The sequence below is a fragment of the Neisseria sp. HMSC070F02 genome (assembly GCF_001814225.1).
Lineage (GTDB): Bacteria > Pseudomonadota > Gammaproteobacteria > Burkholderiales > Neisseriaceae > Neisseria > Neisseria meningitidis.
Genome location: NZ_KV815434.1, coordinates 1 through 15,964, shown reverse-complemented (window position 1 = coordinate 15,964; position 15,964 = coordinate 1). Strand labels below are relative to the sequence as shown.

The 15,964-nt window shown below is 55.8% G+C and carries 19 protein-coding genes; 8 read left to right on the top strand and 11 right to left on the bottom strand.

Annotation, left to right across the window (positions count from 1 at the left end):
* Positions 1-118: 118 nt before the first annotated feature.
* From HMPREF2959_RS06055 to HMPREF2959_RS06015, 9 genes are all read right to left on the bottom strand, one after another.
* A complete protein-coding gene (locus HMPREF2959_RS06055; protein WP_002218148.1) occupies positions 119-772 on the bottom strand; it encodes a TIGR01621 family pseudouridine synthase in 654 nt (217 codons plus the stop codon).
* A gap of 31 nt (positions 773-803) precedes the next feature.
* Positions 804-1,316 carry a pantetheine-phosphate adenylyltransferase gene (gene coaD, locus HMPREF2959_RS06050; protein ID WP_002243650.1) on the bottom strand — a complete coding sequence of 171 codons (513 nt, stop codon included), beginning with the start codon at positions 1,314-1,316 and terminating at the stop codon, positions 804-806.
* A 123-nt stretch (positions 1,317-1,439) separates the two neighbouring features.
* On the bottom strand, positions 1,440-2,123 hold the full coding sequence (locus tag HMPREF2959_RS06045; protein ID WP_002214943.1) for a Bax inhibitor-1 family protein: 684 nt from the start codon (positions 2,121-2,123) through the stop codon (positions 1,440-1,442).
* Positions 2,124-2,279: 156 nt separating this feature from the next.
* Entirely contained in the window at positions 2,280-2,546 is a 267-nt protein-coding gene (locus HMPREF2959_RS06040) for an oxidative damage protection protein (RefSeq protein ID WP_002214948.1), read from the bottom strand.
* Between the two features lie 72 nt (positions 2,547-2,618).
* A complete protein-coding gene (gene rlmH / locus HMPREF2959_RS06035; protein ID WP_002236223.1) occupies positions 2,619-3,089 on the bottom strand; it encodes a 23S rRNA (pseudouridine(1915)-N(3))-methyltransferase RlmH in 471 nt (156 codons plus the stop codon).
* A 53-nt stretch (positions 3,090-3,142) separates the two neighbouring features.
* Positions 3,143-3,529, bottom strand: a complete 387-nt coding sequence (gene rsfS, locus HMPREF2959_RS06030) for a ribosome silencing factor (RefSeq protein WP_002214954.1) — start codon at positions 3,527-3,529, stop codon at positions 3,143-3,145.
* Positions 3,530-3,587: 58 nt separating this feature from the next.
* Positions 3,588-4,193 carry a nicotinate-nucleotide adenylyltransferase gene (gene nadD, locus HMPREF2959_RS06025; protein WP_002243651.1) on the bottom strand — a complete coding sequence of 202 codons (606 nt, stop codon included), beginning with the start codon at positions 4,191-4,193 and terminating at the stop codon, positions 3,588-3,590.
* Positions 4,190-4,789 carry a beta-class carbonic anhydrase gene (locus HMPREF2959_RS06020; RefSeq protein ID WP_002235265.1) on the bottom strand — a complete coding sequence of 200 codons (600 nt, stop codon included), beginning with the start codon at positions 4,787-4,789 and terminating at the stop codon, positions 4,190-4,192. Before HMPREF2959_RS06020 ends, nadD begins: the two co-directional genes overlap by 4 nt.
* A 28-nt stretch (positions 4,790-4,817) precedes the next feature.
* On the bottom strand, positions 4,818-6,359 hold the full coding sequence (locus tag HMPREF2959_RS06015) for an ABC transporter permease (protein ID WP_002243652.1): 1,542 nt from the start codon (positions 6,357-6,359) through the stop codon (positions 4,818-4,820).
* Between the two features lie 238 nt (positions 6,360-6,597).
* On the opposite strand from HMPREF2959_RS06015, the gene HMPREF2959_RS06010 reads away from it, so the two are divergent.
* Complete coding sequence (locus HMPREF2959_RS06010) at positions 6,598-7,983, top strand: GntP family permease (protein ID WP_002218155.1); 1,386 nt, start codon at positions 6,598-6,600, stop codon at positions 7,981-7,983.
* Positions 7,984-8,002: 19 nt separating this feature from the next.
* On the top strand, positions 8,003-8,521 hold the full coding sequence (locus HMPREF2959_RS06005; RefSeq protein ID WP_002214960.1) for a gluconokinase, GntK/IdnK-type: 519 nt from the start codon (positions 8,003-8,005) through the stop codon (positions 8,519-8,521).
* Positions 8,522-8,860: 339 nt separating this feature from the next.
* On the opposite strand, the gene thrB is transcribed toward HMPREF2959_RS06005, so the two are convergent.
* Positions 8,861-9,778 (bottom strand): homoserine kinase, encoded by a 918-nt coding sequence (thrB, locus tag HMPREF2959_RS06000; protein WP_002243653.1) that lies wholly within the window; start codon positions 9,776-9,778, stop codon positions 8,861-8,863.
* A 36-nt stretch (positions 9,779-9,814) separates the two neighbouring features.
* Positions 9,815-10,543, bottom strand: a complete 729-nt coding sequence (gene ubiG / locus HMPREF2959_RS05995; protein ID WP_002230026.1) for a bifunctional 2-polyprenyl-6-hydroxyphenol methylase/3-demethylubiquinol 3-O-methyltransferase UbiG — start codon at positions 10,541-10,543, stop codon at positions 9,815-9,817.
* A 151-nt stretch (positions 10,544-10,694) separates the two neighbouring features.
* On the opposite strand from ubiG, the gene HMPREF2959_RS05990 reads away from it, so the two are divergent.
* The 6 genes from HMPREF2959_RS05990 (at position 10,695) to HMPREF2959_RS05970 (ending at position 15,443) form a co-directional block, all read left to right on the top strand.
* On the top strand, positions 10,695-11,936 hold the full coding sequence (locus HMPREF2959_RS05990) for an aromatic amino acid transporter (RefSeq protein WP_070696523.1): 1,242 nt from the start codon (positions 10,695-10,697) through the stop codon (positions 11,934-11,936).
* Between the two features lie 149 nt (positions 11,937-12,085).
* On the top strand, positions 12,086-12,658 hold the full coding sequence (locus tag HMPREF2959_RS13260) for a glycosyltransferase family 4 protein (RefSeq protein WP_002252361.1): 573 nt from the start codon (positions 12,086-12,088) through the stop codon (positions 12,656-12,658).
* Entirely contained in the window at positions 12,552-13,142 is a 591-nt protein-coding gene (locus HMPREF2959_RS13255; protein WP_306807731.1) for a glycosyltransferase, read from the top strand. The genes HMPREF2959_RS13260 and HMPREF2959_RS13255 overlap by 107 nt, the downstream gene beginning before the upstream one ends.
* 275 nt (positions 13,143-13,417) lie before the next feature.
* Positions 13,418-13,981 (top strand): D-glycero-beta-D-manno-heptose 1,7-bisphosphate 7-phosphatase, encoded by a 564-nt coding sequence (gene gmhB, locus HMPREF2959_RS05980; RefSeq protein ID WP_002214967.1) that lies wholly within the window; start codon positions 13,418-13,420, stop codon positions 13,979-13,981.
* Positions 13,982-14,010: 29 nt separating this feature from the next.
* Positions 14,011-14,754: a lysophospholipid acyltransferase family protein gene (locus HMPREF2959_RS05975; protein WP_002221698.1), complete on the top strand. Its 744-nt coding sequence runs from the start codon at positions 14,011-14,013 to the stop codon at positions 14,752-14,754.
* Positions 14,751-15,443: a YgjP family zinc-dependent metalloprotease gene (locus HMPREF2959_RS05970; RefSeq protein WP_070696521.1), complete on the top strand. Its 693-nt coding sequence runs from the start codon at positions 14,751-14,753 to the stop codon at positions 15,441-15,443. The genes HMPREF2959_RS05975 and HMPREF2959_RS05970 overlap by 4 nt, the downstream gene beginning before the upstream one ends.
* Positions 15,444-15,964 lie beyond the last annotated feature (521 nt).

The following is a 15,964-nucleotide window of genomic DNA, read 5'->3' as shown; positions in this document are numbered from 1 at the left end:
CGCTTCTGCAGCAGCGAAGAACCGAACTATACGCTTGAAGAGATTTGCAGTCAACCGTTTTCTTGAAAAATTTTTATAAAAATATTTATCATATTGTTTATAAATTAATTTATATTTATTAACCTGCTTTTGCCATATAAAATTCTTCCAGCGCATGAGAGATATTTTCAGTCTGCCATTCGTTTTTTAAGGGTGCAACAATTTCGATTTGTCGGTTTTGGTAGGCAAATTGTATTTTCCATGCATACAGAAACATGGTTTCGGATTCTGTTCCGCCGTATAAGCTGTCACCCAGAATCGGACTGCCCAAACTTTTCATCGCCACTCTCAATTGGTGCGTTTTGCCCGTATGCGGTTCCAGGATGAACAGCCGCAGTTTTTCGGCGATACTGATGCTGTGGAATCGGGTAACGGCGATATTTTCTGTATTGCGCGTCAACTTCCACATTCCGCGTCTGGATTTTTCCATTCCGCCTTTAATCCAACCCTGCTTTTTGGACGGTTTGCGGTCGGATAGTGCCAAATAGGTTTTTTTGATGCTTTTGCCGGCAAACTGTCCGCTAAGGGCGGACGCGCTTTCTCTGTTGAGGGCAAACAGTAAAATGCCGCTGGTCTGTTTGTCCAATCGGTGCAGCAGCCACACACGCTCTACGCCCAACTGTATGGCGAGTGTTCGGGCCAGTCCGGTCTCGCCGCTGTCTTGGTGGACGGATATGCCGCCCGGTTTGTTGATGGCGACGAAGTCTTGATGGCGGAACAAAATTTCCAACATATCCATATATGCCTTGCAAAAATAGAAGGGTTCAATTTTCGTGTTGATGTTCTGCAATCATTTTTTGGTACACGGCCGGCGGCACATATCTTTTGACGGTTTCCGTCCAGCCTTCCGGCCCGACCAAACCTTTGACCATAGTGGACGACACTTCGGCGATTTCGCGCGGCGGCATGAGGAATACGGTGGATATTTCGGGGGCGAGGTCGCTGTTGATATGGCGCATGGAACGTTCGTATTCGTAATCCGAAGCAGAACGGATGCCGCGCACGATGAATCCTGCATCTACCTCACGGGCGTAATGCACCAGAAATCGGTTTTCAAATACATCGGTTCTGACGTTGGGAAACATTTTAGTAATATCGCACAACATATCCTGCCTTTCAGCGACGGTATAGGTGCTGCGTTTGTCGGGGTTAATGCCGATGGCGACGATGAGTTCGTCAAACATAGATTGCGCCTGCCGTATCATCCACAGATGCCCCAATGTGGGCGGATCGAAACTGCCGGCATAAACGGCGCGGCGCGGTGTATTCGGTAACATTTGATTCCTCCCGGCTTCATAGTCGGCTGTGTGTTGGTGCGTGTGCATCCGTATTGTATGCCCAAAGTAAAATGCCGTCTGAAGCATTTTCAGACGGCATAGTCGGACGGCGTTTTACCGACATCAATCCTCGCCGTTTAAAGACAACAGGATGTTCAGCAGGCTGCTGAAGATGTTGTAAAGCGAGATAAACAGTGTCAGTGCCGCGCTGATGTGGCTGTCTTCGCCGCCGTCGATGACGGTGCGTACCTGCCACATAATCATTAAGGAACTGAACAAGACAAAACCGGCGGAAATGGTCAGGGCGAGTGCGGGAATACCCAAAAACAGATTGGCAACCACGGCGACCATCAGAATGACCGCACCTACGGTCAGGAAGCGTCCGAGCGCGTTCATATCGAGCCGGGTTCGGCGCGCCAAGGCGGACATCGTTAAAAAGACGGCGGCGGTCATCGCGGCGGCAATGCCGACGATTTTCGCACCGTCGGCAATATGGAGCGCGTATTGCAGCACGGGGCCGATCAATACGCCCATACCGAATGTGAATACCATCAGCAGGGTAACGCCGGTATTGCTGTAACGGTTTTTCTCGATGAAGTGGATCATACCGTAGAAAAACGCCAACACGACGGCAAACCCTATCCAGCGCGAACCGAAGGCGGCGTAAAAATTGAAACCGGCATTGGCGGCAAGTGCCGCGCCTGCGGCAGCCGGAATGAATGAAAATCCGAGCAGGCGGTAGGTTTTCTGCAGGACGGTGTTTTTAGAAACCGTATGCGCGGTGTAGTCGTAAACGTCGTGTTGCATATCATCTGCTCCTGAAAGCGCGGTTGGGAATAATGGGGGATTTTAACATTGCCCAATGTCAAAATTTGTCCGGTTGCGTGAAGATAAAGTTGTCCGGCGTATTTTAAAGGCCGTCTGAAGCAGTTTCGGACAGCCTGTGTTCAAAACGGAAAACCGTTATTGCGGAACGTATCCCTGAACGGCATCCGCGCCGTCGCCGAAGAAATACTGCTCCATCTGCTGAGCCAGGTATTCGCGCGCGCGCGGATCGGCGAGGCTTAAACGGTTTTCGTTAATCAGCATCGTTTGGTGGCGCGTCCACGCCGCCCACGCTTCTTGCGATACGTTTTCAAAAATGCGCTTGCCCAATTCGTTGGGAAGCGGCGGAAATTTCATGCCTTCGGCTTCTTTGTTGAGCTTGACGCAGAATACCATGCGTGCCATAGCGGATTCCTTTGCTGTGTTCAGAAATAACGGGGTAATTTTAACCGATTAGGGATACGGACAAAAGCCTTCTTATTCCCGATGATAGGGATGGTTGTGCAGGATGGAGGCGGCGCGGTAGAGCTGCTCGGTCAGAAGGACGCGCACCATCCCGTGCGGCAGGGTCAGGCTGGACAGGCGCATCATTATACGGGCTTGTTGTTTGAGGCGGTCGGTCATTCCGTCCGCGCCGCCGATGACGAAGCAGACGTGTTCGCCGTTTTGCTGCCAGCTTTTGAGGTGTTCCGCCAGCTCGACGGAGGTCGGTGCTTTGCCGCGTTCGTCAAGAACGACGAGGAACGCGCCTTGCGGAATGGCTTCAAGGATGCGTTTTTCTTCCGCCGCCATACCTTGGGCGGCATTCACGCCCGCGCCGCGTTTTTCGGGTTTGATTTCTTTGAGTGCGTAGGCGACGTCGCGTCCGAAGCGTTTGGCGTATTCGGCGACGGCCTCATCAACCCAGCGCGGCATTTTGGTGCCGACTGCCAAAACGGTGATGTTCAATGCTTTCTCCCTTACAGGAAAATGCCGTCTGAACATTCAGACGGCATCGGGAATCAGTCTGCCGCGTGCCACGGCTTCTGCATTCCGGCGTGGAAACTCGGTTTCTCGCCGCCCCAAAGGGTGTCGATATCATAGAAGTCGCGCACGGCGGGGAGCATAACGTGGACGACGAGGTCTCCTGCATCAACCAACGTCCATTCGCCGCTGTCGCCTTCGGTGCTGAGGATTTCAAAACCGGCTTCTTTCAAATCGACGGCAACGTTGTTGGCCAGTGCTTTGACTTGGCGCGTACTGTCGCCGCTGGCGATAATCATTCTGGCAAACAGCGAAGTTTTGTCTTGCGTTTCGAGAACGGAAATGTCTTTGGCTTTGATGTCTTCGAGGGCGTTGACGGCGACCCCGACCATTTTTTGCAGGTCTTGCAGTTCTTGTTCGTTCATTATTTTCCTAACGGGATGTTTTCAGACGGCATTATAGCCGTTTCTTACTGATTTGACTTTATTTTTCATACAAACCGTGTTCGCGGATGTAGCGTGCGGCGGCAGGCGGGATGCCGTCTGAAACGCCTTGGCTGGCAAGGTTGCGGCGGATTTCCGTTGACGACACATTATGCATCGGGGCGGACAAGATGCGGACGCTGCCGTCCTGAAGGGACTTGCCCAGCCACGCGTGCAGTTCGCGCGGGGTTTGGTGCAGGCTATCGCCCTGCCTCATGGCGACGGCGATATTGGTTTCGCGCACGAGCATCTGCCATTTTTTCCATGTGTGCAGCTTCATCAGGCTGTCGCTGCCCATCAGCCACCAGAGTTGCGCGGATGGGAACTGCTGGCGGAAGATTTGGACGGCATCAAAAGTATAGGTTGCACCTTCTCGGACGATGTCGCAATCGCTGACGGCAAAACGCGCGTCTTCTGCCGTCGCCAGTTCGACCATGGCAAGGCGGTCGGCGGCGGAAGCGGAGGCTGCGTCTTTGTGATACGGGCCGCCTGTCGGCAGGAAAACAACCGCGTCCAAGCCGATTTCGTCGGCAAAGGCGCGGGCGATGTGGAGATGCCCGTTGTGTATCGGGTCGAAAGTGCCGCCGAACAGTCCGATTTTCTTCATGATGTTTCCATTCCTTCCGATAAGTCCATGCCGTCTGAAACACTGCCGTCCACAACCAGCGTCAGTTTGCCGGTAACGGGATGGATGACCAATCCGTGAACGGCAATATGGCGCGGCATCAGCGGATGGCGGCGGATGAGTTCGACAGTATGGCGCACGCTGTCTTCGACGTTGTCGAAACCGGTCAGCCAGCCGTCGAGGTCGATACCGGCATAACGCAGGGTTTCGATACGGTCTTCGGGAATCTGGCTTTCCCGGACGCGCCCGAGGAATTCTTCGGCATTCAGCCCCTGCATACCGCAATCGTGATGGGCGATGACCATAATCTCTCTGACCTTCAATTCAAACACGGCAACCAAAAGACTCCGCATCACCGAACCCCACGGGTGCGTAACCAGCGCGCCGGCATTTTTAATCAGCTTGGCATCGCCGTTTTTCAAACCCAACGCGTCGGGCAGCAGCCCGATAATCCGCGCATCCATACAGGACAAAACTGCCAGCCCGCGTTCGGGGTATTTGTCGGTAAAGTATTTTTCATATTCGCCCGACTCGACAAACTGCCGGTTATGGGCAAGGATGTTATCCAACTCGCTCATTTTGCCGTCCTCTGAAAAAGGGTTCACATTATAACGTTTCCGTCTGTTTTCCGCCTTCGCCGTTGTCCAACAGCAGGAAAATGCCCAGCGCGAACGCCGCCAACAGCAATGTCAGCACCATCGCCCGCGCGTAATTATCCTCACCCGCGCGTCCCAAATAGGCATAAATCAAAGTCGTCAGCGTCTGCCACTCGGGACGCGACAGGAACAAGGTTGCCGCAAATTCGCCCACGCAGGTTGCCGCCGCCAAAGTCAGACCGCGCCGCAACGCCGGTTTCAAGAGGGGGAACGTGATGCGGCATGCCGTCTGAAAGCCGTTTGCACCCAAACCCGCCGCCGCCCTGCCGTAATCCGGCGGCAGTGCATCCCAAGCCGACAAAACATCTTTTGCCACAAACGGATACGCCAGCAGCGCATACATCGCCAGCAGCAGCGGCAACGAAGCCGTCCACTGCGGATAAAGCAGCAGCACGCCCGCCGAAACACAAACCGGCGACACCATAAACGGCAAAAACATCAGCCCGCGCATCCACGCCGACCGCCGCGCCGCCGCCGCATACACCACACCCAAAACCGCCGCCGCATACACCGTCGCCGCCGAGAAGCGCAAAGTATTCCACACCGCCTGCCACGTTTCACTTTCCATTAACACACGCCACGATTCGCCGGCCGACCACGCTTTCACAACAATTGCCAACAAAGGAAACAGGCAGCACACAGACAACACCGCCGCCGCAAACGCCAGCAGCACATATTCCCCGACCGACTGCGGCGACGACGGCATCACAGGGGAAACCGCCTTATCCGAAACCGCGCACCTGCCGAACCACGCATACAGCAACCCTGCCGCCGCCGTTACCCCCAACACCAGCCACACCAGCACCGAAGCAACCGCCATATCGAGTTCGAACATGACCAACTGGTAAATTTCCACTTCGACCGTGGCATAACGGCTGCCGCCCAGCAGCAATGCCAGCCCGAACCCGGAAAAACAATACAGAAAGACAAGGCACACGCCGCCGGCAAGCCACGGGCGCAAAACGGGCATTTCAATGTCCCAAAACCGCCGCCACGCCCCCGCGCCCAACGTCCGTGCCGTCTGAAGCCGTGCCGCAGGCACTTGCACAAACCCCTGATACGCCGCCCTGACCAACACAGGAAGGTTGAAAAACACATTGCCGTACAACAACAGATACGGCGTATCCTGCCGTCCGCGCCACAACAGGCCGTCCGCCCCGAACAGAGCCAGCACGCCCACGCCCGCCACCAACGTGGGCATCACAAACGGCAGCATCAGCAGGCGCAGCACGAAAGTCCGCCCCGGGAACGCCAGCCGCGCCAGCACCCACGCGACAGGTACGCCCAAAGGCAGCACCAGCACACAGGTTGCCGCCGCCTGAAACACCGTCCACGCCAAACGTTTGAGCATATAGGCATCCGACAGCACCGCGCCCCACGCCAAACCGTCATACGCCGCCACCGCCCACAAAGGCGCAACGACCATTACCGCCAAAAAAGCCGAAGGCAGCAGGGCAAAAGCACCCCATACCGCCCAACGCCGTCCATCCATCGCCTTCCCCACTTGAAACACTGATGTTGCGATTGTACCCAAAAGCCCCACATACCGTATATTTCAATCCGACTACATACCGTATCCGCCTTCCTCCCGCCGTCTGAAATAAATCGTTCAAATAAACAGGAATATAACTTCAGACAAACAACTTACCGCCCGATTTGTGCTATCGTTTTCGCACAACTTAAAAAAACCTGACAATTTTGTACTTTTATTACAGAGAAAGGCTTTACAAATGGACGGCTGGACACAGACGCTGTCCGCGCAAACCCTGTTGGGCATTTCGGCGGCGGCAATCATCCTCATTCTGATTTTAATCGTCAAATTCCGCATCCACGCGCTGCTGACACTGGTCATCGTCAGCCTGCTGACGGCTTTGGCAACCGGTTTGCCCACAGGCAGCATTGTCAACGACGTACTGGTCAAAAACTTCGGCGGCACGCTCGGCGGCGTGGCGCTTCTGGTCGGCCTGGGCGCGATGCTCGGACGTCTGGTCGAAACATCCGGCGGCGCACAGTCGCTGGCGGACGCGCTGATCCGGATGTTCGGCGAAAAACGCGCACCGTTCGCGCTGGGCGTTGCCTCGCTGATTTTCGGCTTCCCGATTTTCTTCGATGCCGGACTAATCGTCATGCTGCCCATCGTGTTCGCCACCGCACGGCGCATGAAACAGGACGTACTGCCCTTCGCGCTTGCCTCCATCGGCGCATTTTCCGTCATGCACGTCTTCCTGCCGCCCCATCCGGGCCCGATTGCCGCTTCCGAATTTTACGGCGCGAACATCGGCCAAGTTTTGATTTTGGGTCTGCCGACCGCCTTCATCACATGGTATTTCAGCGGCTATATGCTCGGCAAAGTGTTGGGGTGCACCATCCATGTTCCCGTTCCCGAACTGCTCAGCGGCGGCACGCAAGACAACGACCTGCCGAAAGAACCTGCCAAAGCAGGAACGGTCGTCGCCATCATGCTGATTCCCATGCTGCTGATTTTCCTGAATACCGGCGTATCGGCCCTCATCAGCGAAAAACTCGTAAGTGCGGACGAAACCTGGGTTCAGACGGCAAAAATAATCGGTTCGACACCGATCGCCCTTCTGATTTCCGTATTGGTCGCACTGTTTGTCTTGGGACGCAAACGCGGCGAAAGCGGCAGCGCGTTGGAAAAAACCGTGGACGGCGCACTCGCCCCCGTCTGTTCCGTGATTCTGATTACCGGCGCGGGCGGTATGTTCGGCGGCGTTTTGCGCGCTTCCGGCATCGGCAAGGCACTCGCCGACAGCATGGCGGATTTGGGCATTCCCGTCCTTTTGGGCTGTTTCCTTGTCGCCTTGGCACTGCGTATCGCGCAAGGTTCGGCAACCGTCGCCCTGACCACCGCCGCCGCGCTGATGGCTCCTGCCGTTGCCGCCGCCGGCTTTACCGACTGGCAGCTCGCCTGTATCGTATTGGCAACGGCGGCAGGTTCGGTCGGTTGCAGCCACTTCAACGACTCCGGCTTCTGGCTGGTCGGCCGCCTCTTGGACATGGACGTACCGACCACGCTGAAAACCTGGACGGTCAACCAAACCCTCATCGCACTCATCGGCTTTGCCTTGTCCGCACTGCTGTTCGCCATCGTCTGACAGACGGAAAGGATAGTAAATGACTACGCATTTTGTCGTTATGGGCGTATGCGGCTGCGGCAAGACCACCGCCGCGCTGTCCCTGCAGAAACACCTCGGTCAATGTCCCTATGCCGAAGGCGACGAGTTCCACACCCAAGCCAACCGCGACAAGATGGGCGCGGGTATTCCGCTGACCGATGAAGACCGCTATCCGTGGTTGGGCAATCTGCGCGACTGGATGACGAAACAGGCGCAAAACGGTGCGAACCACACCATCGTAACCTGTTCCGCCCTCAAACGCGGCTACCGCGACATTCTGCGCGGAGCCGAAGGCAAAGCTGCCTTCATCCACCTCAGTCCGCCGCAAGACATCAACCTCGAGCGCATGATGTCGCGCAAAGGACATTACATGAAAGCAGGGATGCTCGATTCGCAACTGGAAATCCTCGAGGAACTGGGCGAAGGCGAATACGGGGTCAAAATCGCCAACCCCGGCACGCCCGAAGCGGTCGAAGCCGATATTCTGAACTGGGTTGCCTCGGAAAACCTGCTTTGAAGCAATATGCCGTCTGAAGCCCGACACAGGATGGGTTTCAGACGGCATAAACATCGGGAACAGAATGGATTACATTGATTTATAGTGGATTAACAAAAACCAGTACGGCGTTGCCTCGCCCTAGCTCGAAGAGAACGATTCTCTAAAGGTGCTAAGCACCAAGTGAATCGGTTCCGTACTATCTGTACTGTCTGCGGCTTCGGTCGCCTTGTCCTGATTTTTGTTAATCCACTATAAAATGGAAAATACCCGGCTATCGTCTCATTTTCGTTTTAATCAGCCATAAAAATGCCGTCTGAAACCCTTTCAGACGGCATTTCTGTCAAACGCCGGACACACTCAACCCAAACTCAATAGCAGGTTGCGGAACGCGTTCGGGTCTTTGATAAACGTCATCTCGCCCTCCTGCGGAAAATGAAAATCCAACAGGCGCGACACCCAAAAACGGATGCAGCCGGCGCGTTGGGCGGTCGGGAAATACGCCTTTTCTTCGGCACTCAAGGGGCGCACGCCCTCATAACCGCCGATAAACGCCTTTTTCAACGCCTCATCCAACTTATTGTCCGCCGTCCTTACCCAATCGTTGACCGCAATCGCCAAGTCATACATAAAATTGCCCCGGCAGGCATAATAGAAATCGATGAAACCCGATACCTGACCGCCGTCAAGCAACACATTATCCTTGAACAAATCGGCGTGGATGATGCCCGAAGGCAGATGGTTGCCGAGATTGTCCTTCAGCGCATCGATTTCGGAACACAGCAGCGCGGCATCGTCTCGCGGCAGGACGGGCAGCAGTCGGGCGCACGCCTCTGTCCACCACGCATCATAACGCGGGTTTTCCATTTCCAAAGGGAAATCGGCGGCGGCAAGGTGCATTTTCGCCAACATCGCGCCGGTATGGAAACACTGTTCCGCCGTCGGCAGCGCGGTGTCCGAACCTTTCAGGCAGGCAACCAGGCATGCGGGCTTGCCCGCCAAAACGGAATCAAGCCGGCCGTCTTTGCGCGCAACCGGCGCGGCAACCGCCACGCCCTTCATACTCAAATGCCGGTTAAGCTCCAGAAAAAACGGCAGCTCTTCCTGTTTCAACACTTCAAACACGGTCAGCACATAACGTCCCGAAGTCGTCGTCAGAAAATAATTGCTGTTGGTAATCCCCTGCGCGATGCCCTGCAGGGAAACAAATTCCCCCAAATCGTAACCGCTCAGGAAGCCGCGCATTTCATCATCGGAAACACTGGTATAGACAGACATATCAACTCACTTGCTCAAAAACGGGCAAACCCGCCGTCAGAACGCCGGACGGCAGGCAAACATATAATTCACATCGGTCGAATCGCACAGGGCATAAGTTTGCGACAACACATGGTAAGTCATACCCTTCGTATCCGCCACATCCAAGCCTGCCTGACGGCACATCCGCGCCAGCTCGGCAGGCGCGATGAATTTTTTCCAGTCGTGCGTGCCTTTGGGGACAAACTTCAACAGATATTCCGCCGCCACAATCAGATGCAGGTACGATTTCGGGTTTTTATTGATGGTGGAAAAAAACACCATGCCGTCCGGTTTGACCAGCTTGGCACAAGCACGCACGATGGCGGCGGGATCGGGGACGTGTTCCATCATTTCCATGCACGTTACCACATCGAACGAGTGCGGTTCCGCCTCGGCAAGGTCTTCCACGCGGATACATTCGTATTCGATATCGGCGACATTGTTCAAAGCCGCGTGCAGGCGGGCGGTTTCCAGCGACTGCTCCGCCATGTCGATACCCTTGACAAACGCCGCGCCGCGCCGCGCCATGCTTTCCGCAAGGATGCCGCCGCCGCAGCCCACGTCCAAAACCCGTTTGCCGCACAAATCCGCGTGTCCGTCGATATAATCGAGCCGGAGCGGATTGATGTCGTGCAAGGTTTTGAACTCGCCCGACTTGTCCCACCATTTGTCGGCAATCCGGCTGAATTTGGCGATTTCCCCCTCATCGACATTATATTTTTTGTCGGACATTTTCCCTCCCATCTGACGAACCGCCCACTCCAAAACCCAAGATTATACTATGGAACACAATGCCGTCTGAAAGCCTTTTCGGGCGGCGCGGCGCAAATGCCTTACAAATCCTTACACTTTACGGCATAATGGCGGCTCGCTTTTTCTGGCAGAAAGACAAAATATGCCCACCAAAACCCCTTCACTGTTCGGCGGCGCGATGATTATCGCCGGCACGGTCATCGGCGCAGGTATGCTCGCCAACCCGACCGCCACATCCGGCGTATGGTTTACCGGCTCGCTGGCCGTGTTGCTGTACACCTGGTTTTCTATGCTTTCCAGCGGCCTGATGATTTTGGAAGTCAACACCCATTATCCGCACGGCGCAAGTTTCGACACGATGGTCAAAGACCTGCTCGGACGCGGCTGGAACATCATCAACGGCATCGCCGTCGCCTTCGTTTTATACCTGCTCACCTACGCCTACATCTTCGTTGGCGGCGACCTGACCGCCAAAGGCATCGGCAACGCCTTGGGCGGCGACGTTTCACTCACCGTCGGACAACTCGTCTTCTTCGGCATTCTCGCCTTTTGCGTATGGGCATCCGCACGCTTGGTCGACCGATTCACCAGCGTCCTCATCGGCGGCATGGTATTAACCTTTATTTGGGCAACCGGCGGCCTGATTGCCGATGCCAAACTGCCCGTCCTGTTCGACACCCAAGCCCCCGTCGGCACCAACTACTGGATTTACGCCGCCACCGCCCTGCCCGTCTGCCTTGCGTCATTCGGTTTCCACGGCAACGTCTCCAGCCTGCTCAAATACTTTAAAGGCGACGCGCCCAAAGTGGCTAAATCCATCTGGACGGGCACACTGATTGCGCTGGTAATTTACGTCCTCTGGCAAACCGCCATCCAAGGCAACCTGCCGCGCAACGAGTTCGCCCCCGTGATTGCCGCCGAAGGGCAAGTCTCCGTCCTCATCGAAACCCTGTCCAAATTCGCCCAAACCGGCAATATGGATAAAATATTGTCCCTATTTTCCTACATGGCGATCGCCACCTCGTTTTTAGGTGTAACGCTCGGACTCTTCGACTACATCGCCGACATCTTCAAATGGAACGACAGCGTGTCCGGCCGCACCAAAACCGCCGCGCTGACCTTCCTGCCGCCTCTAATTTCCTGCCTGCTCTTCCCCACCGGCTTCGTTACCGCCATCGGCTACGTCGGCCTGGCGGCAACCGTCTGGACAGGCATCATCCCCGCCATGCTGCTCTACCGTTCGCGCCAAAAATTCGGCGCAGGCAAAACCTATAAAGTTTACGGCGGCTTGTGGCTGATGGTTTGGGTCTTCCTTTTCGGCATCATCAACATCGCCGCACAGGTATTGAGCCAAATGGAACTCGTCCCCGTATTTAAAGGATAAAGGCAAAATGCCGTTTGAAGCCCGCCGGCGGCTTCAGACGGCATTGCCGCAACAAACGGCAACCGTATTCCGGCACACAGCGCATTACCCTGCCCCTCACGCACAAATCCCGCCCCGACAAACCGGGACGCAACCATAAAGGAACAATGATGAAGCTCAAAATAGACATTGCAACCAACAACTTCAAACACGGCGGCGGCACGGAACGCTACACATTGGATTTGGTAAAGGGTCTGAACAGACAAAACATCACACCGGCCGTTTATGCGACGAAATTTGATCACGGCATTCCTGAATACGCCATGATCGAACCCCATCTTGTCGATCAACACCGGACGCTGAAAAAACTACGCTCATTCCTCTTTTCAAGCCGGCTCGCTCAAACCAGAAAAAACAGTGCCGCCAAACTGATTGCCTGCCACCACGCCGATTACGCCGACCTCCTCATCTGCGGCGGCACACACTTGGGCTACCTGCACCATATGGCGCAAAAACCGAACCTGCTCGACCGCCTCGCCATACGCCGTAACCGCAGCAACTACGCCACCGCCAAACTGATTATGGCGCATTCCCATATGATGCGGCGCGAACTGGTCGGACTGTACGGCGTTCCCCCTGAAAGAATCCAAGTCGCCCCCCCCCCCCGCAGATACGGAACGCTTCTTCCCGCAACCCGGAGAAACTGCCGACCTGCGCGCCAAATACGGCTTTGCCGACTATGAAACCGTTTTCCTGTTCCCATCGACCGGCCACACGCGCAAAGGTCTGGAACTGCTTGCCGACTTTTTCGAACATACCGGCCTGCCCGTCAAGCTCGCCGTTGTCGGCTCCCCGCTCCCCCGCCCTATGAAAAACGTCGTCGGGCTGGGCTTCTGCACCGATATGCCCGAACTCTACCGCGCCGCCGACTTTACCATTATGGCCTCCCTGTACGAACCCTTCGGGCTGGTCGGTGTCGAATCCGTCCTATGCGGCACACGCGTCGTCCTCTCCGAAAACATGGCATGTACAGAGGTGATGAACGAAGAAGCCGGATTCTTTTTCTCACGCCAAAACCCGGAAACCCTGGCGCAAGCCGTTGCCCAAGCCGTCAGCCTTAAAAAACAGGGCGGACACCGCCTGTCCGACCCGATGCGTGCACTGAACTACAACCCGTCCCTGTCGCACCACATCGACCGACTGACCGACATACTGGCATCCGTATAACAAAATGCCGTCTGAACGAGTTTTCAGACGGCATTGCTGCGTTATAGTGGATTAACAAAAATCAGGACAAGGCAACGAAGCCGCAGACAGTACAGATGGTACGGAACCGACTCACTTGGTGCTTCAGCACCTTAGAGAATCGTTCTCTTTGAGCTAAGGTGAGGTAACGCCGTACTGGTTTTTGTTAATCCACTATATCACGCGGCACAGGCGCATCACTGCCGATATTTCAGTATAATGCCACCCCCGACCTGCCCCAATCCAAAGGAAACGCGATGAAACTCATCATTCTCGACCGCGACGGCGTCATCAATCAGGACCGCGATGACTTCGTCAAATCCGTTGACGAGTGGATACCTGTCGAAGGCAGCATGGATGCGGTGGCATTTCTGACGCAGGCAGGCTACACCGTCGCCGTTGCCACCAACCAATCCGGCATCGGGCGCAAATATTTTACCGTTCAAAACCTTACCGAAATGCACGCCAAAATGCACCGCCTCGTCCGTCAGGCAGGCGGCGAAATCAACGGCATCTGGTTCTGCCCGCACACCGATGCCGACAACTGCAACTGCCGCAAGCCCAAACCGGGTATGATTGAAGACATCATCGGACGCTTCAACGCCCAAGCCTCGGAAACCTGGCTGGTCGGCGACAGCCTGCGCGATTTGCAGGCAATCGATGCCGTCGGCGGAAAACCCGCGCTGGTTCTGACCGGAAAAGGCAAAAAAACGCTCTCCCAACACGGACACGAATTACCCGAACACACACAGGTTTTCGATACCTTGCTCGATTTCTCACAATACATCATGCAGGAAAACGCCGCACCGCAAGCCGACTGAACATACCGCATTTCCGACAAGGCAAAACCATGCTCATCATCCGCAACCTGATTTACTGGCTGATACTCTGTTCCACCCTGATTTTCCTCTTTCCCTTTATGCTGCTCGCCTCGCCTTTCCGAGACGGGGCGCACAAGATGGCGCGGGTCTGGGTCAAAATCCTCAACCTCTCGCTCAAACACATCGTCGGGCTCAAATACCGCATCATCGGCGCGGAAAACATCCCCGACCGCCCCGCCGTCATCTGCGCCAAACACCAAAGCGGCTGGGAAACGCTCGCCCTTCAGGACATTTTTCCGCCGCAGGTTTACGTTGCCAAACGCGAGTTGTTCAAAATCCCCTTTTTCGGCTGGGGCTTGAAACTGGTCAAAACCATAGGCATAGACCGCAACAACCGCCGCGAAGCCAACGAGCAGCTCATAAAACAGGGGTTGGCGCGCAAAAACGAAGGCTATTGGATTACCATTTTCCCCGAAGGCACGCGCCTTGCACCCGGAAAGCGCGGCAAATACAAACTCGGCGGCGCGCGCATGGCGAAAATGTTTGAGATGGACATCGTCCCCGTCGCCCTCAACAGCGGCGAATTTTGGCCGAAAAACTCCTTTCTGAAATATCCGGGGGAAATCACCGTCGTCATCTGTCCGACCATCCCGCACGCAAGCGGCAGCGAAGCCGAATTGATGGAAAAATGCGAACACCTCATCGAAACGCAGCAGCCGCTCATTTCCGGCGCAGGCCCGTTTGCCGCCAAAATGCCGTCTGAAACCGCATGACCGCCTTTGTCCACACCCTTTCAGACGGCATGGAACTGACCGTCGAAATCAAGCGCCGTGCCAAGAAAAACCTGATTATCCGCCCCGCCGGCACACATACCGTCCGCATCAGCGTCCCACCCTGCTTCTCCGTCTCCGCTCTAAACCGCTGGCTGTATGAAAACGAAGCCGTCCTGCGGCAAACACTGGCGAAAACACCGCCGCCGCAAACTGCCGAAAACCGGCTGCCCGAACATATCTGGTTCCACGGCAGACAGCTTGCCCTCACCGCCCATCAAGACACGCAAATCCTGCTGATGCCGTCTGAAATCCTCGTCCCCGAAGGCGCACCCGAAAAACAGCTTGCGCTGCTGCGGGACTTTTTGGAACGGCAGGCGCACAGTTACCTGATTCCCCGCCTCGAACGCCACGCCCGCACCACACAACTGTTCCCCGCCCCCTCCTCGCTGACCTCTGCCAAAACCTTTTGGGGCGTGTGCCGCAAAACCACAGGCATACGCTTCAACTGGCGGCTGGTCGGCGCACTGGAATACGTTGCCGACTATGTCTGCATACACGAACTCTGCCACCTCGCCCACGCCGACCACAGCCGCGCGTTCTGGGCACTGACCCGCCTCTTCGCACCCTACACGCCCGAAGCGAAACAGTGGCTCAAAATCCACGGCAGGGAACTTTTCGCCTTAGGCTGACGCGGCCCGGGCAGGCATCCGCCAATTCAGACCTCCTCCCAAACGGACATCCGGAAAGCAGCATCACAGCCGGCGACACATACCGCTGCCGCCGCTTTCAGACGGCATCCGTGCCGGAACAGGCACGCGCCCGCCCGATTCAAACCGCGATGACGCTTTGCCGCCGGTTCGGGGCAGGATGGCGGCACACACGCCGTCTGCCGCGTTTCATTTCACACCGCTCTTCCGAAACCCGAAACCCGCCCGGTCCGACGTGCGGTATGAAACGCTTAAGCTGACGCGAAGTCTTTTACTGATTTGCCCGCGAAAATGCCGTCTGAAAGGTTTTCGGACGGCATTTTTTTGCGTTTCCCAGGATGGCGGCGGATTCGTAAAAGGCGGTCAGGGTGGATTGTAGGATGGGTTGAGACCTGCCGAATCCGCCGCATCTGCCAAATCTACCGCCGTCATTCCTACGAAAGTGGGAATCTAGAACGCGGGGTTAAGAAAACCTGCATCCCGTCATTCCCACGAAAGTGGGA

Bases quoted from the DNA above. Each gene is read 5' to 3' on its own strand.
- HMPREF2959_RS06040 (WP_002214948.1), bottom strand. From the start codon at position 2,546: ATGGCACGCATGGTATTCTGCGTCAAGCTCAACAAAGAAGCCGAAGGC.
- ubiG (WP_002230026.1), bottom strand. From the start codon at position 10,543: ATGGGAGGGAAAATGTCCGACAAAAAATATAATGTCGATGAGGGGGAA.
- rsfS (WP_002214954.1), bottom strand. From the start codon at position 3,529: ATGAACGAACAAGAACTGCAAGACCTGCAAAAAATGGTCGGGGTCGCC.
- thrB (WP_002243653.1), bottom strand. From the start codon at position 9,778: ATGTCTGTCTATACCAGTGTTTCCGATGATGAAATGCGCGGCTTCCTG.
- nadD (WP_002243651.1), bottom strand. From the start codon at position 4,193: ATGAAGAAAATCGGACTGTTCGGCGGCACTTTCGACCCGATACACAAC.
- coaD (WP_002243650.1), bottom strand. From the start codon at position 1,316: ATGTTACCGAATACACCGCGCCGCGCCGTTTATGCCGGCAGTTTCGAT.
- HMPREF2959_RS05990 (WP_070696523.1), top strand. From the start codon at position 10,695: ATGCCCACCAAAACCCCTTCACTGTTCGGCGGCGCGATGATTATCGCC.
- HMPREF2959_RS05970 (WP_070696521.1), top strand. From the start codon at position 14,751: ATGACCGCCTTTGTCCACACCCTTTCAGACGGCATGGAACTGACCGTC.
- HMPREF2959_RS06045 (WP_002214943.1), bottom strand. From the start codon at position 2,123: ATGCAACACGACGTTTACGACTACACCGCGCATACGGTTTCTAAAAAC.
- HMPREF2959_RS06015 (WP_002243652.1), bottom strand. From the start codon at position 6,359: ATGGATGGACGGCGTTGGGCGGTATGGGGTGCTTTTGCCCTGCTGCCT.
- HMPREF2959_RS06010 (WP_002218155.1), top strand. From the start codon at position 6,598: ATGGACGGCTGGACACAGACGCTGTCCGCGCAAACCCTGTTGGGCATT.
- HMPREF2959_RS13260 (WP_002252361.1), top strand. From the start codon at position 12,086: ATGAAGCTCAAAATAGACATTGCAACCAACAACTTCAAACACGGCGGC.
- HMPREF2959_RS06005 (WP_002214960.1), top strand. From the start codon at position 8,003: ATGACTACGCATTTTGTCGTTATGGGCGTATGCGGCTGCGGCAAGACC.
- HMPREF2959_RS05975 (WP_002221698.1), top strand. From the start codon at position 14,011: ATGCTCATCATCCGCAACCTGATTTACTGGCTGATACTCTGTTCCACC.
- gmhB (WP_002214967.1), top strand. From the start codon at position 13,418: ATGAAACTCATCATTCTCGACCGCGACGGCGTCATCAATCAGGACCGC.
- HMPREF2959_RS06055 (WP_002218148.1), bottom strand. From the start codon at position 772: ATGTTGGAAATTTTGTTCCGCCATCAAGACTTCGTCGCCATCAACAAA.
- HMPREF2959_RS06020 (WP_002235265.1), bottom strand. From the start codon at position 4,789: ATGAGCGAGTTGGATAACATCCTTGCCCATAACCGGCAGTTTGTCGAG.